At 69.2% G+C, this 18393-nt stretch carries 18 protein-coding genes; 8 read left to right on the plus strand and 10 right to left on the minus strand.

Features of this window, described 5'->3' with window-relative positions:
• Positions 1–177 precede the first annotated feature (177 nt).
• Positions 178–1053 (plus strand): CoA transferase, encoded by an 876-nt coding sequence (locus AC1D2K_RS10895; protein ID WP_478088774.1) that lies wholly within the window; start codon positions 178–180, stop codon positions 1051–1053.
• Here AC1D2K_RS10895 and AC1D2K_RS10900 read toward each other — a convergent pair.
• The 3 genes from AC1D2K_RS10900 to AC1D2K_RS10910 form a co-directional block, all read right to left on the minus strand.
• A complete protein-coding gene (locus AC1D2K_RS10900; protein ID WP_478088776.1) occupies positions 1037–2344 on the minus strand; it encodes an NTP/NDP exchange transporter in 1308 nt (435 codons plus the stop codon). The genes AC1D2K_RS10895 and AC1D2K_RS10900 overlap by 17 nt on opposite strands.
• Entirely contained in the window at positions 2341–3084 is a 744-nt protein-coding gene (locus AC1D2K_RS10905; RefSeq protein WP_478088778.1) for an NADPH-dependent F420 reductase, read from the minus strand. Before AC1D2K_RS10905 ends, AC1D2K_RS10900 begins: the two co-directional genes overlap by 4 nt.
• A 69-nt stretch (positions 3085–3153) precedes the next feature.
• On the minus strand, positions 3154–4134 hold the full coding sequence (locus AC1D2K_RS10910; RefSeq protein WP_478088779.1) for a Bug family tripartite tricarboxylate transporter substrate binding protein: 981 nt from the start codon (positions 4132–4134) through the stop codon (positions 3154–3156).
• Positions 4135–4291: 157 nt separating this feature from the next.
• Between AC1D2K_RS10910 and AC1D2K_RS10915 the strand changes: the two genes are divergently transcribed.
• From AC1D2K_RS10915 to AC1D2K_RS10925, 3 genes are all read left to right on the plus strand, one after another.
• The gene (locus AC1D2K_RS10915) at positions 4292–5266 is read left to right on the plus strand and encodes a LysR family transcriptional regulator (protein WP_478088781.1); all 975 of its coding nucleotides are present in this window, start codon (positions 4292–4294) and stop codon (positions 5264–5266) included.
• 97 nt (positions 5267–5363) lie between these two features.
• Complete coding sequence (locus AC1D2K_RS10920) at positions 5364–5861, plus strand: hypothetical protein (protein ID WP_478088784.1); 498 nt, start codon at positions 5364–5366, stop codon at positions 5859–5861.
• Positions 5862–5870: 9 nt separating this feature from the next.
• Entirely contained in the window at positions 5871–7232 is a 1362-nt protein-coding gene (locus tag AC1D2K_RS10925) for a GAF domain-containing protein (protein ID WP_478088786.1), read from the plus strand.
• Between the two features lie 8 nt (positions 7233–7240).
• On the opposite strand, the gene AC1D2K_RS10930 is transcribed toward AC1D2K_RS10925, so the two are convergent.
• The 3 genes from AC1D2K_RS10930 to AC1D2K_RS10940 form a co-directional block, all read right to left on the minus strand.
• A complete protein-coding gene (locus AC1D2K_RS10930; RefSeq protein WP_478088788.1) occupies positions 7241–7975 on the minus strand; it encodes a hemerythrin domain-containing protein in 735 nt (244 codons plus the stop codon).
• Between the two features lie 193 nt (positions 7976–8168).
• Complete coding sequence (locus tag AC1D2K_RS10935) at positions 8169–8687, minus strand: DUF3016 domain-containing protein (protein ID WP_478088791.1); 519 nt, start codon at positions 8685–8687, stop codon at positions 8169–8171.
• Positions 8688–8778: 91 nt separating this feature from the next.
• A complete protein-coding gene (locus AC1D2K_RS10940) occupies positions 8779–10914 on the minus strand; it encodes an esterase-like activity of phytase family protein (RefSeq protein ID WP_478088793.1) in 2136 nt (711 codons plus the stop codon).
• A gap of 126 nt (positions 10915–11040) precedes the next feature.
• Here AC1D2K_RS10940 and AC1D2K_RS10945 point away from each other — a divergent pair, with 126 nt between their 5' ends.
• Positions 11041–12276: an ABC transporter substrate-binding protein gene (locus AC1D2K_RS10945; RefSeq protein WP_478088795.1), complete on the plus strand. Its 1236-nt coding sequence runs from the start codon at positions 11041–11043 to the stop codon at positions 12274–12276.
• Here AC1D2K_RS10945 and uraD read toward each other — a convergent pair.
• Together uraD and AC1D2K_RS10955 are read right to left on the minus strand one after the other, a co-directional pair.
• On the minus strand, positions 12266–12793 hold the full coding sequence (gene uraD / locus AC1D2K_RS10950) for a 2-oxo-4-hydroxy-4-carboxy-5-ureidoimidazoline decarboxylase (protein WP_478088798.1): 528 nt from the start codon (positions 12791–12793) through the stop codon (positions 12266–12268). The genes AC1D2K_RS10945 and uraD overlap by 11 nt on opposite strands.
• 86 nt (positions 12794–12879) lie before the next feature.
• Positions 12880–13824 carry a LysR family transcriptional regulator gene (locus AC1D2K_RS10955; protein ID WP_478088801.1) on the minus strand — a complete coding sequence of 315 codons (945 nt, stop codon included), beginning with the start codon at positions 13822–13824 and terminating at the stop codon, positions 12880–12882.
• Positions 13825–13946: 122 nt separating this feature from the next.
• Between AC1D2K_RS10955 and AC1D2K_RS10960 the strand changes: the two genes are divergently transcribed.
• From AC1D2K_RS10960 to AC1D2K_RS10970, 3 genes are all read left to right on the plus strand, one after another.
• Positions 13947–15284: an MFS transporter gene (locus AC1D2K_RS10960; RefSeq protein WP_478088804.1), complete on the plus strand. Its 1338-nt coding sequence runs from the start codon at positions 13947–13949 to the stop codon at positions 15282–15284.
• Between the two features lie 64 nt (positions 15285–15348).
• Positions 15349–15819, plus strand: a complete 471-nt coding sequence (locus tag AC1D2K_RS10965) for a nucleoside deaminase (RefSeq protein ID WP_478088806.1) — start codon at positions 15349–15351, stop codon at positions 15817–15819.
• Between the two features lie 97 nt (positions 15820–15916).
• The gene (locus tag AC1D2K_RS10970; protein ID WP_478088807.1) at positions 15917–16363 is read left to right on the plus strand and encodes a universal stress protein; all 447 of its coding nucleotides are present in this window, start codon (positions 15917–15919) and stop codon (positions 16361–16363) included.
• 2 nt (positions 16364–16365) lie between these two features.
• Here the strand turns inward: AC1D2K_RS10970 and AC1D2K_RS10975 are convergent, their stop codons facing one another.
• Together AC1D2K_RS10975 and AC1D2K_RS10980 are read right to left on the minus strand one after the other, a co-directional pair.
• Positions 16366–17277, minus strand: a complete 912-nt coding sequence (locus AC1D2K_RS10975) for a hypothetical protein (RefSeq protein WP_478088809.1) — start codon at positions 17275–17277, stop codon at positions 16366–16368.
• 34 nt (positions 17278–17311) lie between these two features.
• A partial coding sequence (locus AC1D2K_RS10980; protein ID WP_478088811.1) for a DUF3362 domain-containing protein occupies positions 17312–18393 on the minus strand: 1082 nt, incomplete at its 5' end.

Here is an 18393-nt window from a genome sequence, read left to right on the forward strand (position 1 = left end):
GCCGAGGCCGGTGCCGCCGCCGGTCACGAGGATGCGCTGGCCGGCCATGAGATCGGATTGGAACATGTGGGGTCTCCTTGTCTTCGGTGTGGATCGGGCGTCTGCCAGCCGCATCGTAGAGCGCTTGCCCCGACCCGGTAAGCTCCCAAGGTGACACTCTCCCAAGGACGCCCACCGATGCCGAACCCCACTTCCGCCACCTTCGCGCCGCTGGCCGGCGTGCGCGTGCTGAGCCTGGCGCTCAACCTGCCCGGCCCCGCCGCGCTGATGCGTTGCCGCGCCATGGGCGCCGCCTGCCTCAAGTTCGAGCCGCCCTCGGGCGACCCGATGGGCCACTACAACAAGCCGGCCTATGCCGCGCTGCACCAGGGCGTGACGGTGGAAGTGGTCGACCTCAAGGCCGAGGCCGGCCGCGAACGCCTGCACCAGGCGCTGGCCGACTGCGACGTGCTGCTGACTTCGTTCAGGCCCTCGGCGCTCGCCAAGCTCGGACTCGGCTGGGACGCGCTGCAGGCGCGCCATCCCAGGCTGTCGCAGGTCGCGATCGTCGGCGCGCCGGGCGCGCGCGCCGAGGAGCCGGGCCACGACCTCACCTACCTGGCCGAAAGCGGGCTGGTCACCGGCACCGCTCTGCCGCCCACGCTCTACGCCGACATGGGGGGCGCACTGCTCGCGAGCGAGGCGGTGCTGCAGGCGGCGCTGCACGCGCGAAGTTCGCCGGATGCGGGCATCTATCTGGAAGTGGCGCTCAACGCCGCCGCCGACTGGCTCGCGCTGCCGCGCACCTGGGGCTTGTCGCAACCGACCGGCGCAGTCGGCGGCGCCCATGCGGGCTACCGCGTCTATCCGTGCGCCGACGGACGGGTGGCGGTGGCCGCGCTGGAGCCGCATTTCGCGGCCCGGCTCTGCGAGGCGGCCGGCCTGGCCGCCGGCGACATGCTGGCGCCGGCCACCCACGAGGCGCTGGCCGCATGGATCGCCCAGCGCACGCGCGCCGAGCTCGACGCCATGGCGCGCGAGCGCGACGTGCCGCTGCTCACGCTGGCCGATTAGGCGGACCTCCCTGCGCGATGGCGCCGTCGAAAGACGCACGGCGCTCTTGCGCGCGCCCGAGGACCATCGACAGGACGGCCCATCCAAGCACCACCGGCACCGCGCACAGCGCAATCGCGCCGATCTTGAGCCCGACCGCGTGCAGCATGTCGTAGACCCAGCCGTAGAGTGCATCGGAACCCCGGTAGACCACGACGTCGATCAGGTTCTTCGCCTTGTATTTCTCCTCGCGCCCGACGACGGTGAAGAACACCTGCCGCGCCGGATTGGCGATGGCGAAGTTCATCCAGCGCTGGGCCACCTGGAACACCACCACCACCGCCAGGCTCGGCGACGTCGCCAGCGCGAGAAAGCCGATGACGTAGACCATCGGCAGCGCCCCCGCCGCCGCGCCGGTGCCGAAGCGCTGCAGGAGCCGGCCGGTGGCGAACACCTGCGTGGCCAGCGTGAGAAGTCCCACCGCCAGGTCGATGCTCGCGAAGAGCCGAGTCTGCGCCCCCGCACCCTGCACGGTGGCCGCCACCACGTTCGCCTGGGCCAGATAGAGCATCGTCGCGCCGAAGGACAGCAGGCTCACCCAGGCGCCGACGCCGATCAGGTACGGCGAGCGCAGCAGCCCCGACACTCCGGCGAGGGCGCTGCCGCCCACGCGAGGCTCCTCGCGCCGATGACCGCTCAGGCTTGCCCCCGCGCCTCGCTCGAGCCGACGCGCGCAGAACACCGCGATCTCGAGGAACACGATGGCCGCGATCAGCAGGTTGTGCGGCCCCAGCGGCACCGAGAGCGCGATGGTGATCACCGGCCCCAGCAGCGCGCCGGCCGTGCCGCCGGCGCCGATGAATCCGAACAGCCGCTTGCCCTGCTCGCTCGTGAAGAGATCGGCCATGAAGGACCAGAACACCGCGACGGCGAACAGGTTGAAGACGCTGACCCAGACGAAGAACACCCGCGCCACGATCACCGGCGCGATGCCCAGCGCCAGCAGCGCCCAGAACGCCGCGAGATTGACGACGAAGAAGTGATAGACGATCGGGATGAACCGAGCGCGCGGCAGCCGCGCCACCAGCACGCCGTAGAGCGGCTGCCCGGCCAGCAGCGTCACGAAGGTCGCGGTGAAGAGCCACGGCAGCGCCCGCGTTCCGCCTGCGATCCCCATCTGGTCGCGCAGCGGCCGCAGCACGTAATAGCCCGCCAGGAGCGCGAAGAAATAGCCGAAGGACCACAGCGCCGCCGCCAACTCCTGCGGCGTCGCCGGCACCGCCCGCCGCAGCCAGCCCTGGAATGGCGTCATGGCGCCAGCGATAGCTTCTGCCTGAGTTCAGCCGCGCTCACCGCCTGTCCGTAGCCCGGCGCGCCGCGCTGGAATCGCCGGGCGTCGGCCAGCTTGCCGACCACGACGGGGTCGAAGCCGGCATCCTCGACCAGCCCCGCCGCGACCCTGACGGCTTCAGGATCGTCGCCCGCGATCGGTATCGCCAGCCTCGGCGCGGGCCGGTGGGCCTCGCGGGCGAAGATCGCGTAGGACATCGTGTTGAACGCGCGCACCAGCCGCGCGTTCGCGAGGTACTTCTGCGACACGGCGCCGATGCCCTCCTGCTCGACCTCGTCCGCCACGACCCCGTCACGCGAGGCCACGGCATTGCAGGCATCGAGCAGGATCTTTCCCCGGAGCGCTGCGCCGTGATCGCGGCCGATCTGCGGCAGCGCGCCATAGGGCACCGCGATGAAGAGCGCGTCGCCGAAGGCGATCGCCTGCGCCACGGTGCCGGCGCTCGCGAGCGGGCCGAGGCTCGCGACCAGGTCCTTGAGTTCGTCGGGATGGCGCGACGACAGCATCACCGGATGGCCGGCCTTGACCCACAGTCCGCCGATCGTGCCGCCGATGCGGCCCGCGCCGATGATGCCGATGCGCATGCCGGCCGTGGTCTGCGCCCGGGCGCGGCCCGGCCGGAACGCCGCGAGGACGGTCCATGCGCCGCCCGCCGCGAGCAGGCCGCGGCGGGTGCGAGCGAAGGGTTGATGTTGGGGCATCGAAACCTCCTGGAGTTCCAGGCGATCATCCGCCGCCGGGTGAGGCCGCGCAAGCAGGCCGCGGCACGCTCAGAGCTTGATGCCCGCGGCCTTCACCGTCGGCCCGAGCACGCCCACCTGCTCCTTGACCATGGCCTCGAAGCGGGAGGTGCTCTCGGGCCTGGCGACGATGCCGAGTTCGATCAGCTTCTTCTGCACCTCGGGCATCACCAGCACCTCGTTGCAGGCGGTGTGGAGCCGCACGACCATCTCGGGCGGCAGCCTGGCCGGGCCGCTCAGTCCGAAGAAGTTCTCGAGCACGAGTTTCGGCTGGCCCAGCTCCACGATGGTCGGCACCTCCGGCATCAACGGCGAGCGTGCGCTGCCGGTCACGGCGAGCGGCACCAGCTGGCCGCTCTTGAAGAACGGCACGTAGGCGGTGATGACGTCGATGCCGACCGGGATCACGTTGGCGATCAGGTCGGTGGTCATCGGGGCGCCGCCGCGGTACGGCACGTGCACCAGGTTCGCGCCGGTGGTCTTGCGGATCAGCTCGCCGTGGATGTGGCCGATCGATCCGGGCCCACCGGAGCCGAAGTCCAGCCGCCCTTCCTTGCGTGCCCGCGCCTCGAGTTCGGCCCACGTGGTGATGCCCGAGGGCTTGCTGGCCATGATCACCAGCGGCGCCGAGCCCAGGTAGGCGATGTGGGTGAAGGCGCTGACCGGGTCGTAGGGCTGCTTGTCGAGGGTGAACGGGCCGAGCGCGATCGGCGTGGTGTTCGACAGCATGAAGGTGGCCCCATCGGGCGCCGCCGCGGCCACCTGGGCGCCTCCGATCGTGCCGCCGGCGCCGGGCTTGTTGTCCACCACCACGGCCTGGCCCAGCTTCTTGCCCAGTTGTTCGGCCATCACGCGGGCCAGGATGTCGCTCGATCCGCCGGGCGGAAAGGTCACGATGATCTTGATCGGCTTGTCCGGCCACTGGGCGAAGGCCGGCAGGCCCAGCGCGGCGGCGCCTGCGGCCAGCAGTTGGAGTGCGCCGCGGCGCGTGGGGTGAATCAGGTGGGTCATGGGGTGGTGCAGCAAGAGGGATGCCTGACTCTAGGAACGCAGCCATGGCACGCCAATCGCTAGGCAGCAATCAGCGGCATAGCAAAGCGCCGCCCCGGAGCCCGCCGGCGACCGGCGCCGGTGCCCCGAGGCACCAAATCTGTGCAGGAGACAGGCGATGTCCCGTACCAACGACCCCTTCGATACCTACCTGCTGCGCGTCTTCAGCATCCTGATGAACGAGCGCAGCGTCTCGCGCGCGGCGACGCGCCTGAACCAGTCGCAGCCCGCGGTCAGCACCGCGCTGAAGCGGCTGCGCGAGATCTTCGACGACCCCCTGTTGATCAAGGACAAGCAGCGCATGGTGCCGACCGAGCGCGCGCTGCAGCTGGAGGCCTCGGTTCGCACGGTGCTCGGCGAGATCGATGCCCTGCTCTCGCCCGGCGACGCCTTCGACCCGGCCACCACGCACCAGACCTTCCGCATCGGCACGCCCGACTACCTGGCGCCGCCGCTGATGGCGGCCGTGGTGCACTATTTGCGCACCACGGCACCCGGCGCGCGGATCCTGCTGCAGCCGCTCGGTCAGGACTACGACTTCGATGCCGCGCTCGCCGAAGGTGCGCTGGACGTGGTGATCGGCAACTGGCCGCAGCCGCCCGAGCACCTGCGCACCACGTTGCTGCTGGAGGACGAGATCGTCTGCCTGGTCGACCGCGACCACCCGGGCGCCGCGGGCCTGACGCTCGCGCACTACCTGCAGGGTTCCCATGTGGTCCCGCTGCTCTACAGCGGACTGCAGCGCGGGGTGGTGGAAACCCACCTGGCGGCCCAGCGCATGGCGCGCACACCCACGGTGACCGTGCCCTACTTCTCGATGGCACCTCAGCTCTTGCCCGGCACCKACCTGATCTTCACGACCAGCCGGCATTTCGCTCTGCACTTCGCGGCGACGCTGCCGCTGGCCGTGGTGCCCTCGCCGATCGCCTTCCCGCCGATGCGCTTCTACCAGCTCTGGCACGGGCGCAACCAGCACGCGGCGGCCCACATCTGGTTCCGCTCGCTGTTGTCGGCGGTGATGCGCACCGCCAGCGCCACCCGTCACCTGCGGGTCAGCGCGCCGGTCGTGCCGGAGACCCGGCTGGCGGCCTGAGACAGGCGCGTCGGCCGGTTGGCGTAGGCCGACTGTAAAACGGACGGCAGCGGGACTTTGAATCACAATGCGGGCTTTCGCCGACCGGCCCGTCTCCATGTCCGCCGACCCTCCCCGCCCACTGCTGAGCCCCGAGCACATCGCGATGATCGACAAGGGCGTCTCGGCCATCGTCGCCTCGCGCAATGTCGCGCACCGGCCCAGCCTGATGCGCGCGGTCGGMGCCGGCATCGCACCGGACGGCAGCGAGGTCACGGTCTATGTCTCGCGCAGCCAGTCGCGCCAGCTGCTGCAGGACATCGCCGCCACCGGGCACATCGCGGTGGTCTTCAGCGAACCGCTGAGCCATCGCACGGTGCAGGTGAAGGCCGGCCGCGCGGAGCTTCGGGCCGCCACCGAGGCCGACGAGCCCTTGCTGCGCCGCTACCTGCGCTCGATGGAGCACGAGGTCGGCTGCGTCGGCTACGACATCCCTTTCGTGCGCGCGATGCTGGCCTTCACGCTCGACGATGTGGTGGCGATCCGCTTCAACCCGACCGCGGCCTTCGACCAGACGCCCGGCCCGAAGGCCGGCAGCGCACTGCCCGCTCTTTGAAACACTGCGATGAACCTGCGCGCCACGCCGCCCTCGCTGCATGCGATCCGCGCCTGCTTCGAAGGTGCGATCCCGGCGATGATGGCCACTTGTTCGGAGGACGGCACGCCCAACGTCGCCTACATCTCGCAGGTCTACTACGTCGACGAGCGGCATGTCGCGCTGTCCTTCCAGTTCTTCAACAAGACCCGCCAGAACATCCTGGCCAATCCGCACGCGACGGTGCTGGTGATGGATCCGGTGGTCGCCGCCTTCTACCGGCTCAGGCTGCGCTACCTGCGCACCGAGACCGGCGGGCCGCGCTTCGAAGGCATGAAGGCCCAACTGGCGGGCATCGCCTCCCACTCGGGCATGGCGGGCGTGTTCCGCCTGCTCGGCGCCGACATCTACGAGGTCGAGGCCATCGAGCTTCTGGAAGGCGACGGCCTGGCGCCGCCGCCGCCGCGCCACGGCCTGCTGGCGGGCGTGCGCCGTTGCGCCGAACGGCTGTCCGCCTGCTGCGCGACCGACGAGCTGCTGCAGGCCGTGCTCGCAGTGCTCAACGACCAGCTCGACGTGCGCCACGCGATGGTGCTGATGCGCGACGGCGCGACCGACCGCCTGTACACGGTGGCGAGCTGCGGCTACGCGACCTCGGGCGTCGGCTCCGAGATCGAGATCGGCCATGGCGTGATCGGCGTCGCCGCACGCGAGCGCACGCCGGTGCGCATCAGCCACATGACGAATGCGGCCAGCTACAGCCACGCGGTGCGCAGCAGCATGCGGGAGATCGAGCCCGGCCTGGTGCTCGAGACCGAGATCCCGTTTCCGGGCCTGCCCGAGCCGCACAGCCAGCTCGCGGTGCCGATCGTGTCCTGCGGCCGCCTGCTCGGYGCGCTGTTCGTCGAGAGCCCGCAGGACCTGCGCTTCGGCTTCGAGGACGAGGATGCGCTGGTCACGATCGCCGGCCACCTGGGCGCCGCCCTCGAACTGCTGCGCACCGCCGACGAGCCGGCCGCCTCGGCCGAGCCTGCCGCGCCGGCGCGGCAGACGTCGGCCACGGGCGCCCCGGTCGCGGTGCGCCACTATCTGGCCAACAACAGCGTCTTCATCGGCGACAGCTACCTGATCAAGGGCGTGGCCGGCGCCATCTTCGGCAAGCTGCTGCGCGAGCACGCGCAACAGGGCCGAAGCGAATTCACCAATCGCGAGCTTCGGCTCGACCCGGCGCTGCGGCTGCCCGATCTCTCGGACAACCTGGAGGCGCGGCTGGTGCTGCTGCAGCGCCGGCTGCAGGAGAACAGCCCGCACATCCGGATCGAGAAGACCGGCCGCGGCCGCTTCCAGCTGCGCATCGCGCGGCCGGTCGCGCTGACCGAGATCGCGGGCTGAGCCGGGACTCAGCCCTGCACCAGTCCCGGCACCGCCGGCAGGCCCAGGCTGGCGCTGAGCTTGGTCCATTCGCGCTCGCGCAAATGCGGGCGCACCACGTCCAGCGCCGCGGCGAAGGCCGGCGCCGGCGCATGCGCGCGCATGTCGCCCAGCATTGCGGCGCGCTCGGCCGGGTTCATGAACGGCACCATCCAGCGCAGCACGAACATCATCTCCTCCGGCGGGATCGCGGCCACCAGCGCGTTCTCGATCGCGATCAGCTCGGCGTCGGTGTAGCGGGCCCACAGCACCGCGTTGTGGGCGGTCTCCTCGACATGCATGTGCTCGAAGTTGTGGGCAACGAACAGCGCCAGCGCGCGGTACAGCGCCAGCGTGCCGGCGGCCCGGGCCGCGGGCGCGCATTGCAGCAGGGCCGTGGTCTCGCCGGCCAGCGCGACGATGGCCTGCAGGTGCTCGTCGTGCTCATGCGCGATCTTGCCGCTGGCGCCGGGCGCGCGGGCCTCGATCGCGGTGTGGACGAACTCGTTCTCGTGCCGCAGGTGGGAGCGGCAGAAATCGAGCAGTTCGAGCACCCGCTGAGTGACTTGCGCAAGCTCCAGCGCATCGTCGCTGTCCATCCGCCCGACGGCCAGCAGGGTGTCGGCCATCAGCGCGCGCAACGCCTTGTGAATGCCGGCATACAAATCGACACGGGGCGCTGCGGCCTCCGCGACATGGCGCAGTTCGCGCTGATCGATGTTCATGGGGTCCTCTTTTCGGTTCAGCGGCGGGCGCACCGTGCGCCTGCCTGCTGGAAAAGAAGTCTAGGAATCCACGCCCGCGCGCGCCGCTAAGAATTGCTTACGCAATCCCTCATCAAACCTTAAATTTCGCGCGCGGACCCCCCGGCCGGCAGCCGCCCGTCCCGCTCATCAGGAACAGGAACACCCGGCTGCGTCAGTCCTGCCGAGCCTGGACCGCGATGCGCCGGCGGAACMAGTCGTCCAGCATCGCCTTCTCGTAGCGCAGCCGGTCGCTGGATCCATAGCGATTGACCGTCATGAGGTAGTTCAGGTCGGCCACCTGTTCCTCGGCGCTCGCGATCACCCGGTCGCCGCGCGTCAGCGTGTAGTGCAGCTGGATGCGCGGCCAGGTGATGTCGCGCAGGACTCGCACATCGGTGCCGGTGCGCAAGCGAAACGGCTCGAACCACCCGGCCAGATCGATGTCCAGCACTTCGATGCGCAGCGCGTCGCCCGCCGGCAGGTCGCGCTCGACCAGTTGCCGCAGGTGCCGCTCGATGTCGCGCAGTACTTCAGCGCGCTGCTGCTCGGTGCCGTGGGGATGCGAATACGCGGCATCGGTGAACCTGTCCGGATCGACGAAAACGACCGACAGTGCGGCAGCGGAAGCCGCCGCCGATGCGCCGGCGGCGACGACGATCGCCGCGAGTGTGGAAGTCAGGCGTCGGGGCATGGCGTCTCCTGTCGAGGCCGAGCCTTCTTCGACTCCGCGGCGCGACCCCGGGTTCCGCGCCGGCACGCTCCAGGGTCAGGGCCGAGTGACCTCAGGGGGCCGGCAGTTTCAGGTCGGTCAGCTTGCGCGCGAAGCGCAGGAGCCAGAGCCGCGTCGGCCGTTCAAGGTCGCTTCCGCGTGTGATGCGTGCGCCGACGACGCCCGCCGGGCAGCCGCTCACGATCGCGCCGGCGGCATCCACGGTGCAATCCTCGATGCTGCCGGCCACCCGCTGGCCGCTGGCATCCAGCAGCGTGGTGGCGACCCCGAAGTCGTTGTCGTTGACGAGCGCCAGCGTGTGCTCGTCCACCAGCGTCAGGCCCTCGGCCTTCTCGGCCAGCCAGCCGAGCGCGTTGAGGTCGAGCAGATCGGTCTTCTTCAGCGTCACCACGCTCGACCAGTCGGCACCGCCGGACGCCGCCTGCGTGATGCTGCTGATCTCGAGGTTGTGATCGAGTGCGGCAATGTCGGTCGCATCGGCCGGGATCTCGACCAGCACCAGCTTGTTGAACACCTTGGCATCGCTCTTGCGCGCGCCCTGCTCGATCACGATGAAGCGCCCATTGCCCAGGCTCACGACATCGCCGAGCTTGGCGTTGCCGGTGCGGTCCTTGTCGTACTGGCTGCCGTCGATCGGGTAGGCGTAGAGCTTCGAGCGCTCGGTGGCCGGATCGAACTCGAGCCAGCGCGTGAACTTCGCGAGATGGCGCACGTCGGTCTTCTTGCCGCCGGGCGGCAAGGCCTGGATCGACTTGCCGGCGCCGTCCTTCGGGTCGATCGGGCTCTGCAGGAAGCCGTGCAGCCGGCCGCTGGCGACGTCGAGCGTCAGACCTTCCATGCCGCGGTTGGGGCGCCGCAGCGCGAGCACCGCAGGCAGGTCCGCCGCGCCGCTGCCCGGCGCGTACTTCTTCTCGATGACCCCGCTGTCGATGTTGATGCGAACGATGAAAGGACCGTATTCGTCGCTGCTCCAGAGCACCTTGCGGGCCTTGTCGAGCACCAATGTCTCGGGGTCCAGGCCGTTGGCGTCGAAGTTCGCCTTGGCCGGATCGAAGATGTAGGCGTCGGTCAGCGGCGTCTCGCCGGTGGCCCCCACGCCCGACTGCGGAGGCAGGCCGCTGATTCTGCGAGTGGCATCCTGCTTCAGCGCGACGCTCGTCTGCAGCACGGCACCGCTCTTGCCGACCGTGACCAGTCCGAAGCTCGGCGCGAAGGACGGCGCCGGAAACACCTTGCTGATATTGACACCGGCGCCGCCAGGCACCGGCGCGGTCGGGCCATCGCCGTTGGGGCCACGGTCGGTGATGGCGTAGAACTCCAGCGCGCCATCGGCCGCCGTGCCCTTGAACGCCAGGCCGGAGCCGTAGGCCGGCAGGAAGCCCTTCGGGAAATCGGCGCGCGTCTTCTCGTTGGCGCCTTCATAAGGCACGTTGAACTTCGCGTCGGCCTGCAACTGGTGGCGGGTGACGCTCACCGCAATGGCGCCCAGCGCATGGGTCTGGGTCGAGGTCTCGACCACCGGGGCGCCGAGCTGGGCGGCCAGCGTGTTCTCGAAGTGCTCGCGCGCCAGCGCGCGCCGATTGGCATCGGACACCCGCGTGGCATAGGGGCCCGGCAGCGCCGCGAGCAAGGTGTTGAATGCGCTGTCGAAGCTCGCCGCCGGAGCCGCGAAGTCGAGCGCGCCGGCCTTCAATGCGCCCTTGAGCGCGTCCGCGATGCGGATGCCGTTGGACGGGTCGCCGTCCTCGTCGAAGCTCTGCAGCGCGATCAGGCGGTTGACCACCGCATCGGCCTTCAAGCCCTCGGGCGTGGCCTGCTGCCCCGCCAGCGAGAGCGGCGTGAGGGTGCTGCCGCAGGCGGCGCTGCCGAGCGCCAACGCGCCGAGGCTGAAGCTCACGGTCTCTCCCGCCTTGCAGGCGAACTCGCCCTTGGCCGAGGTGACCGCCTTGGGGGCCGTCCCCGCGACATAGTCCAGGCCTTCGACCGCCGCGTCGAGGAAGACGCCGGCCACACTCGGTACCGTTGCAGCAGTGCCGCCACCGATGGCTGTGCCGCCGCCGGCGCCCGTGCCTCCCGTGCCGCCCGTGGGCAGCACGAAACTGCCGCCGCTGCCGCCACCGCCGCATGCGGCCACCACGAGGCCGGCCCCCACCGCCGCCAGCCACGTCATCCTCGATCGCTCGTTCATTCTTGTTCCTGCACAGTGATGCCCGCGCACCGCGCGCGAGCCCGGGCATTAGTACGGAAGTTTGTGACGCCGCCGTGAAATCGTGCCCCRCATAAACTGGCCGCTCGAACAACAAAGGAGACCTGCATGGATCGGATGAACCCAGGGCTGCGGCGCTTCGCCGTGGCCATCGCCCTCGCCGCGCTCGGCGCCGGCGCCGCGGCCCAAGCCCGGATCTCGGACAACGTCGTGAAGATCGGCGTGCTGACCGACCTCTCGGGCGTCTCGAGCGACAACGCGGGCAAGGGCTCGATCGTGGCGGCGCAGCTCGCGATCGACGAGTTCTCGAAGGACCGGAAGGTGCTCGGCATGCCGATCGAGCTGGTCTCGGCCGACTCCCAGGGCAAGACCGACATCGGCGCCACCAAGGCGCGCGAGTGGTTCGACCAGGACAGGGTCGACATGATCACCGACCTGACCTACTCCAACGTCGCGCTGGCCGTGACCCGCATCGCCGACGAGAAGAAGAAGCTCGCGATGGTCACCGGTGCCGGCGCCTCCACCATCAGCGACGACCAGTGCACCGCGCACAGCGTGCACTGGATGTACGACACTTTCTCGCTCGCCAATACCACCGTGCCCGCGCTCATCAAGAAGGGCATGAACAGCTGGTACTTCATCACCGCCGACTACGCCTTCGGCAATGCGCTCGAGAAGGACGCCACCGCGATCATCACCCGATCCGGCGGCAAGGTGCTCGGGTCGTCACGCCATCCACTGAACTCGTCCGACCAGTCCTCCTACCTGCTGAAGGCGCAGGACTCCGGCGCCCAGGTGATCGCCCTGGCCAACTCGGGACTGGACACGCTCAACACCGTGAAGCAGGCCTCGCAGTTCGCGATGGTGCGCGGCGGCAAGCAGACCTTCACTCCGCTGCTGTCGCTGATCACCGAGATCCACGGCATGGGCCTCGCGAATGCGCAGGGCATGATCCTCACCAACGGCTTCTACTGGGACTACGACCAGCGCTCGCGCGCCTTCGGCCAGCGCTTCCAGGCCGTGCATCGCAAGATGCCGACGATGATGCAGGCGGCGGTCTACTCGGCGGTGCTGAGCTACCTCAAGGCCATCGAAGCCGCCGGCACCGACGAGCCCGACGCGGTGCTCGCCAAGCTGCGCTCGGCCAGGCTCGACGACGCCGTGATCCGCAATGGCCAGTTGCGCGCCGACGGCAAGATGGTGCACGACATGCTGCTGGTGCAGGTCAAGACACCGGCGGAGTCCAAGGGCGAGTGGGATCTGTACAAGGTGCTCGAGACGATCCCGGGCGACAGGGCCTTCGCGCCGCTGGCCGATTCGAACTGCCCGCTGGTCAGGCGCTGACCCGCGCCACGAGGCGCAGCCGCGTGATGAAGCCGACCTGGCGCAGCGCCTCGGCGAGTTCCTGTGCCGGCTCGCGCAGGCTGCGCGACTCGAACTCCGCGAAGACGCCCGCCCGCGTGTAGTGCCGCACGCAGACGATGAACGGGAAGCCATGGCGCGCCTCGTAGGCGCGGTTCAGGCGGTCCAGGGTCTGCTCTTCGGTCGCCGACAGGGCCTCCAGCCCGGCGCTCTTCTGCTCGGCGATCGAATCCGAGGTCATCGAACCGGCGCGCACCGCGCTGCCCGACAAGGGCGGATGGCCGCGCAGGAACTCGATCTGCCGGGCCCTGCCGCTGGCCCGGACGCCGTCCATCATGGCCTCGTGCAGCGCCCGCACCGAGCCGAAGGGGCGCACCGCCCACGCCGCATCGGCGACCCAGGGAGAGTGCTCGAAGATGTCGCCCAGGGCGGCGGTGAATGCACTGCGCTCCATCGCATTGACGGCGCTCAGGTCGAGGTGGGTTTGCAGTGTGGACATGCACCCAGTGTAGGAACGCGTCACGCGCGCCTGAAGACGCACGGCGCTATACGGCGCATAGCAAAGGGCCCGGGGATTGCTCTGGCTCAGTGCAGCCGGGCCGATGGCTGCGCCAGCGTGCGCGACGCGGCCGTGAGCACGCCGCGCAGCCAGACGTGCGCTGCCGCGCGGTGCTGCGACGAGTGCCACAACTGGTAGAAACGCATCGCCGGAAGCGGGATCGGCGAAGGCACGATCGCGATGTCCAGGCGCTCGGCGTGGTACTGCGCGAAATGGCGGCTGGTGGTCATGATCAGGTCGGTGCCGGGCAGCAGGCTCGGCGCCAGGCCGAAGTACGGGCACTCCACGCGCCGGTCGCGGCCGACCCGCATCGTGTTGAGACCCGACTCGACCACGCCGCGCTGGCCGATCGAGTACGGCATCGGCACCACGTGCGCCGCCCGCAGATAGCGCTCGAGCGTGAGCGCGCCTTCGGCCGCCCAGGGATGCTCGCGCGCGAGGACGCACACCACCTCGTCCTCCAGCAGCGTCGAGATGTGCAGATGCTCGGGCGGGCTCGGCCAGTTGCCGATCACGATGTCGACCGCGCCGTCCTGCAGGGCCCGCTCGTAGTCGAACTGCGGGCCGAGCGGCATGGCGGTCAACCGCGCGCGCGGCGCCTCGGTGCGGAAGGTCCGCACCACGTGGGCCAGGAAAGGCGGCGCCAGGTAGTCGGGCATGGCGATCGTGAAAGCCTGCTCGGTGGTCGCCGGATCGAAGCGCTCGCCCGAACTCACGAGGCCGTCGATCAGCGCCAGCGCAGCCCGCGCCTGGGCCGCCGCCGCCAGCGCGCGCGGGGTGGGCACCATGGTGTTCTTGTCGCGCACCAGCAGGGGATCCCCGAAGATCTCCCGCAGCCGCTTGAGCGCGGCGCTGATGGCCGGCTGGGACTGGTTCATGCGGATCGCAGTGCGCGAGACGCTCTGGTCGGCCATCAAGGCGCAAAGCACCCTGAGCAGATAGGTCTCGAACGGATCATCGGCGCGCGACACGGTGGTTCAGACTCCGGATATCGACATTGCTATGTGCCCTATTGCGGCTGCCCAGTTTCGCACAGGGGCCCAAGCGGCCAACATTGGCGCAGCCGAATCCGGCCAGAACAAGGAGCTGAGACATGAGTGCACACGACATGGCGCTGCCCGGCGCCATCGCCTCCCAGGACAAGGTCGACGCGACCTACGGCAAGATCTCGTGGCGGCTGCTGCCCTTCCTGGGCGCGCTCTGGGTACTGGCCTGGCTCGACCGCGTGAACATCGGCTTCGCCAAGCTGCAGATGCTCGACGACCTGCGCTTCAGCGAGGCGGTCTACGGGCTAGGAGCCGGCATCTTCTTCCTTGGCTACTTCTTCTTCGAGGTGCCGTCGAACATGCTGCTGCAGAAGATCGGCGCCAAGAAGACCGTGATGCGCATCACCATCGGCTGGGGCCTGGTCTGCATGATGCAGGCCTGGGTCACGACGCCGACCCAGTTCTACCTGCTGCGCTTCCTGCTCGGCGCCTTCGAGGCCGGCTTCTACCCGGGCGTGATCCTGTACCTGACCTACTGGTATCCCTCGCAGCGCCGCGCCAAGGCCTTCGGCACCTTCATGTCGGCCTCGGCGATCGCGGGCGTGCTGGGCGGCCCGATCGCCGGCTGGATCATGACCTCGATGGGCGGCGTCCACGGCTGGCACGGCTGGCAGTGGCTGTTCGTGCTCGAAGGCATCCCCTCGGTGCTGGCCGGCGTCTTCGCCTGGTTCTACATGACCGACCGGCCGGAGCAGGCGCGCTGGCTCAGCGACGAGGAAAAGCGCGTCGTGCGCCACGAACTCGAGCTCGACAACCGCCGGCTCGGCGACCGCGGCAGCGACTGGCGCCAGCTCTTCACCCACCCGAAGGTGTGGCTGCTGATCGCGATCTTCTTCTGCCTGCTGTGCGCCAATTCGACGCTGACCTTCTGGATCCCCACCGTCATCAAGGAAACCGGCTTCGTGACGCCGATGGCGATCGGCTGGATTGCCGGCGCGGCCTACCTGTTCGGCGCCGCCGGCATGATCCTGAACGGCCGCAACTCCGACCGCCGCGGCGAACTGCGCTGGCACTTCAGCGGTGCCGCGATCTGCGGCGCCGCCGGCATGCTGCTGCTGGCGTTGGCGCTCGGCCTGCCGGGGTTGCCCGCCATCGTGCCGCTGCTCGCGATGGGCCTGGCCCTGGTCGGCACCATGAGCGCGATCCCGGTGTTCTGGCAGTTCCCGAACATGTTCCTGAGCGGTGGTGCCGCCGCGGTCGGCGTGGCGCTGATCAACTCGATCTCCAACCTCGCGGGCTTCGGCGCCCCCTATGCAATGGGCCTGATCAAGAACGCGACCGGGCGGGTGGCGCCGGGCCTGTATCTGGTCGCCGCGATCGAATTGCTGGCCGCCGTGCTGGTGATCGTGTTCATCGCCCGCAGGCAGCCGCCGAAAGAGGCCTGACCCCGCCCTTGTTCAGACCGGCCTGCCACGGCAGCCGATTCATCCCACGCTCAAGCGACATCCCATGACCACGAAGACAGACGCCGAGAAATACCTGCTCGAATCCATCCAGCTCGCCATGGAGAACGTGCGCCAGCGCAAGACCTGGCCGTTCGGCGCGGTGATCGCCCGCGAGGGCCGCGTGGTGGCCACCGGCGTCAACGAGGTGGAGGCGCTGTGCGACCCTTCGGCCCATGCCGAGATGCAGGCCGTGCGCGCGGCCGGCCGGGCCCTGAAGAGCACCGACCTCAGCGGCTGCACGGTCTATGCGAGCGGCTATCCCTGCCCCATGTGCCTCACGGCCATGTACCTGGCGGGCGTGAAGGAGGTCTACTACGCCTACTCGAACGAGGATGGCGAGCCCTACGACCTGTCGGCCGCTCGGGGCTACGTCGAGTTGGCCAGGCCGCTCGAGCAGCGCGAAATGAAGCTCGTCAGCCTGCCGGTGCGGCCCGAGGGCGAAGACCTGTACGAGGCCTGGGGCCGGCGGGGCTAGGCAAGCTTGCCTAGAACGGGGGCTGCGCCTTGCAGCCGCGCGATGCGCGCAGTAATCTGAATCAGGGGGCGGGTCCCGCTCGCCCGGGAGTTCCGTCATGTACGAACGCATCCTCGTCGCCACCGACGGTTCCGAGCTGTCGGAACAGGCCGTGTCCAGCGCCATCGACCTGGCCATCCTGACGCAGGCGGAGCTGTTCGCCGTCAAGGTGGTCCATCACCAGACCGCCGGCTACTTCGAAGGGTCGCTGCTGCTCAGCCAGATGGAGGTCTCGCGTCTGCGCGAACAGGCCGACATCGAGGCCCAGCGGGTGGTCGACGCGGTCAAGTCCAAGGCCGATTCCCGGGGCGTCAAGAGCACCACGGCCATCATCGTGCGGGCCGAGGGGGTGTCCGAAGCCATCATCGAGGCCGCGCGGGTCCACCATTGCGACCTGATCGTGATGGCCTCGCACGGCCGTCGCGGCATCAAGCGCCTGCTGATGGGCAGCGAAACGCTGCACGTGCTGACCCATTCGCATACGCCGGTGCTGGTGCTGCGCTGAATTCAGCGCGCGGGCGCCGCCGCGTCGCGCTGGCGATCCTCTCGCTTGATGCCGAGGTACGTCACGCGATCGATTTCGTGAAGCTGCGTCGGGTAGCGCTCGACCGCCTCGAACCAGCGGTTCAGGCGCTGGGTGTCGCGCTCGGCCGATGGCACGGCCAGGCCATCGAGGTAGGCATCGAGCGCCAGGAAGTAGCGCATTGCGTTGCGCTCCACCAGGCCGCGCAGGCCGCGGATGTATTCGGGATCGCCATTCGGATTCTTGCCGATCACCGTGAAGCCGACCTTCTCGCTGCCGAAAGTCGCGAGGTAGGCCATGGTGGCGAGCCGCGCCACCACGTTGTGGTCGTAGGCATAGGCGAAATGCAGGAAGGTCTGGTGCTCCCCGAGCGGCACGGCTTCGAGCATCACGCGATAGTTGCTGGTGCCCATCGGACCGGATTCCGCCGACAGGTCCACCAGCAGGTAGTCGCGCGCGGCCTGCGGCGCGCGGTGCACGAAGGACAGTTCGAAGGCTTGCTCGATCGGCTTGTCGTAGCGTGGCACCACGCTGAGCGTGAGCGTGTCGCCCCCGGGTCCGCGGGCGACTCGGCAGCGCCGGTTGTTGATGTGCAGCAGCAGCATGTCGCACCACTGCGACGATTGTTCGAGGGCGCGCCGCACCTCCTCCAGCGAATGATCGACGACGGCGTAGACGTCACCCTGGAGTCCGCCGTCGGTCTCGGCCGAATCCAGCACGACTGGCCGCTTCAAGGGACTGTGGGCCAACTGGCCGCCGAGCTTGTGGTGCAGCGCGCGCAGGGCCTGGGCGGAGCCCGCCTCGAGCGCTGCCTGCGCGCCGGAGGCCCACGCGCACAGCGCCAGCCAGAGGCCGATTCGACACCAGAGCGGGAAAGGAGCCGGCAGTCTGTTCATGCCAACACGATACAGGGGCCGCGGCGCAGTCCTCTCAGCGACCTTTGCGGAWCGCCGCCTTGCCCGCGGAGGGCTTCGGCCGCCCTGCCCCGGTGTCGCGCGGCGGCAGCCCGGTGTGCTGGGTCAGGATGCGGCCCTTGACCGGCGCCGCCGGCTTGGCAGCCACCGCGGTCGAGTTCTTGCGCCGGGCGCTCTGGTAGCTGCCGTCGGTCAGCGGCTGCCAGGTCGGGATCAGGTGATGCTTGCCGTTGCCGATCAGGTCGGCCCGGCCCATCGACTTCAGCGCTTCGCGCAGCAGCGGCCAGTTGTTGGCGTCGTGGTAGCGCAGGAAGGCCTTGTGCAGCCGGCGGCGCTTGTCGCCGCGCACGATGTCCACGGTCTCGCTCTCGCGCGTGATCTTGCGCAGCGGGTTCCTGTTGGTGTGGTACATCGTGGTCGCGGTGGCCATCGGCGACGGATAGAAGGTCTGCACCTGGTCGGCGCGGAAGCCGTTCTTCTTCAGCCAGATCGCGAGGTTCATCATGTCCTCGTCACTGGTGCCCGGATGGGCGGCGATGAAGTACGGGATCAGGTACTGCTTCTTGCCCGCCTCGGCCGAGTACTTCTCGAACATCTGCTTGAACTTGTCATAGCTGCCGATGCCCGGCTTCATCATCTTGGTGAGCGGGCCCTGCTCGGTGTGCTCGGGCGCGATCTTGAGATAGCCGCCGACATGGTGCTGCACCAGCTCCTTGACGTACTCGGGCGACTGCACGGCCAGGTCGTAGCGCAGGCCCGAACCGATCAGGATCTTCTTGATGCCCTTGAGCGCACGCGCCCGGCGGTAGATCTTGATCAGCGGATCGTGGTTGGTGTTGAGGTTCGGGCAGATGCCCGGATACACGCAGCTGGGCTTGCGGCAGGCCGACTCGATCTCGGGCGACTTGCAGCCGATGCGGTACATGTTGGCGGTCGGCCCGCCGAGGTCGGAGATGGTGCCGGTGAAGCCCTTCACGCTGTCGCGGATCGCCTCGACCTCCTTGATGATCGAGTCTTCCGAGCGGCTCTGGATGATGCGGCCTTCGTGCTCGGTGATCGAGCAGAAGGTGCAGCCGCCGAAGCAGCCGCGCATGATGT

Source organism: Variovorax sp. P1_H12_2 (assembly GCF_056405335.1).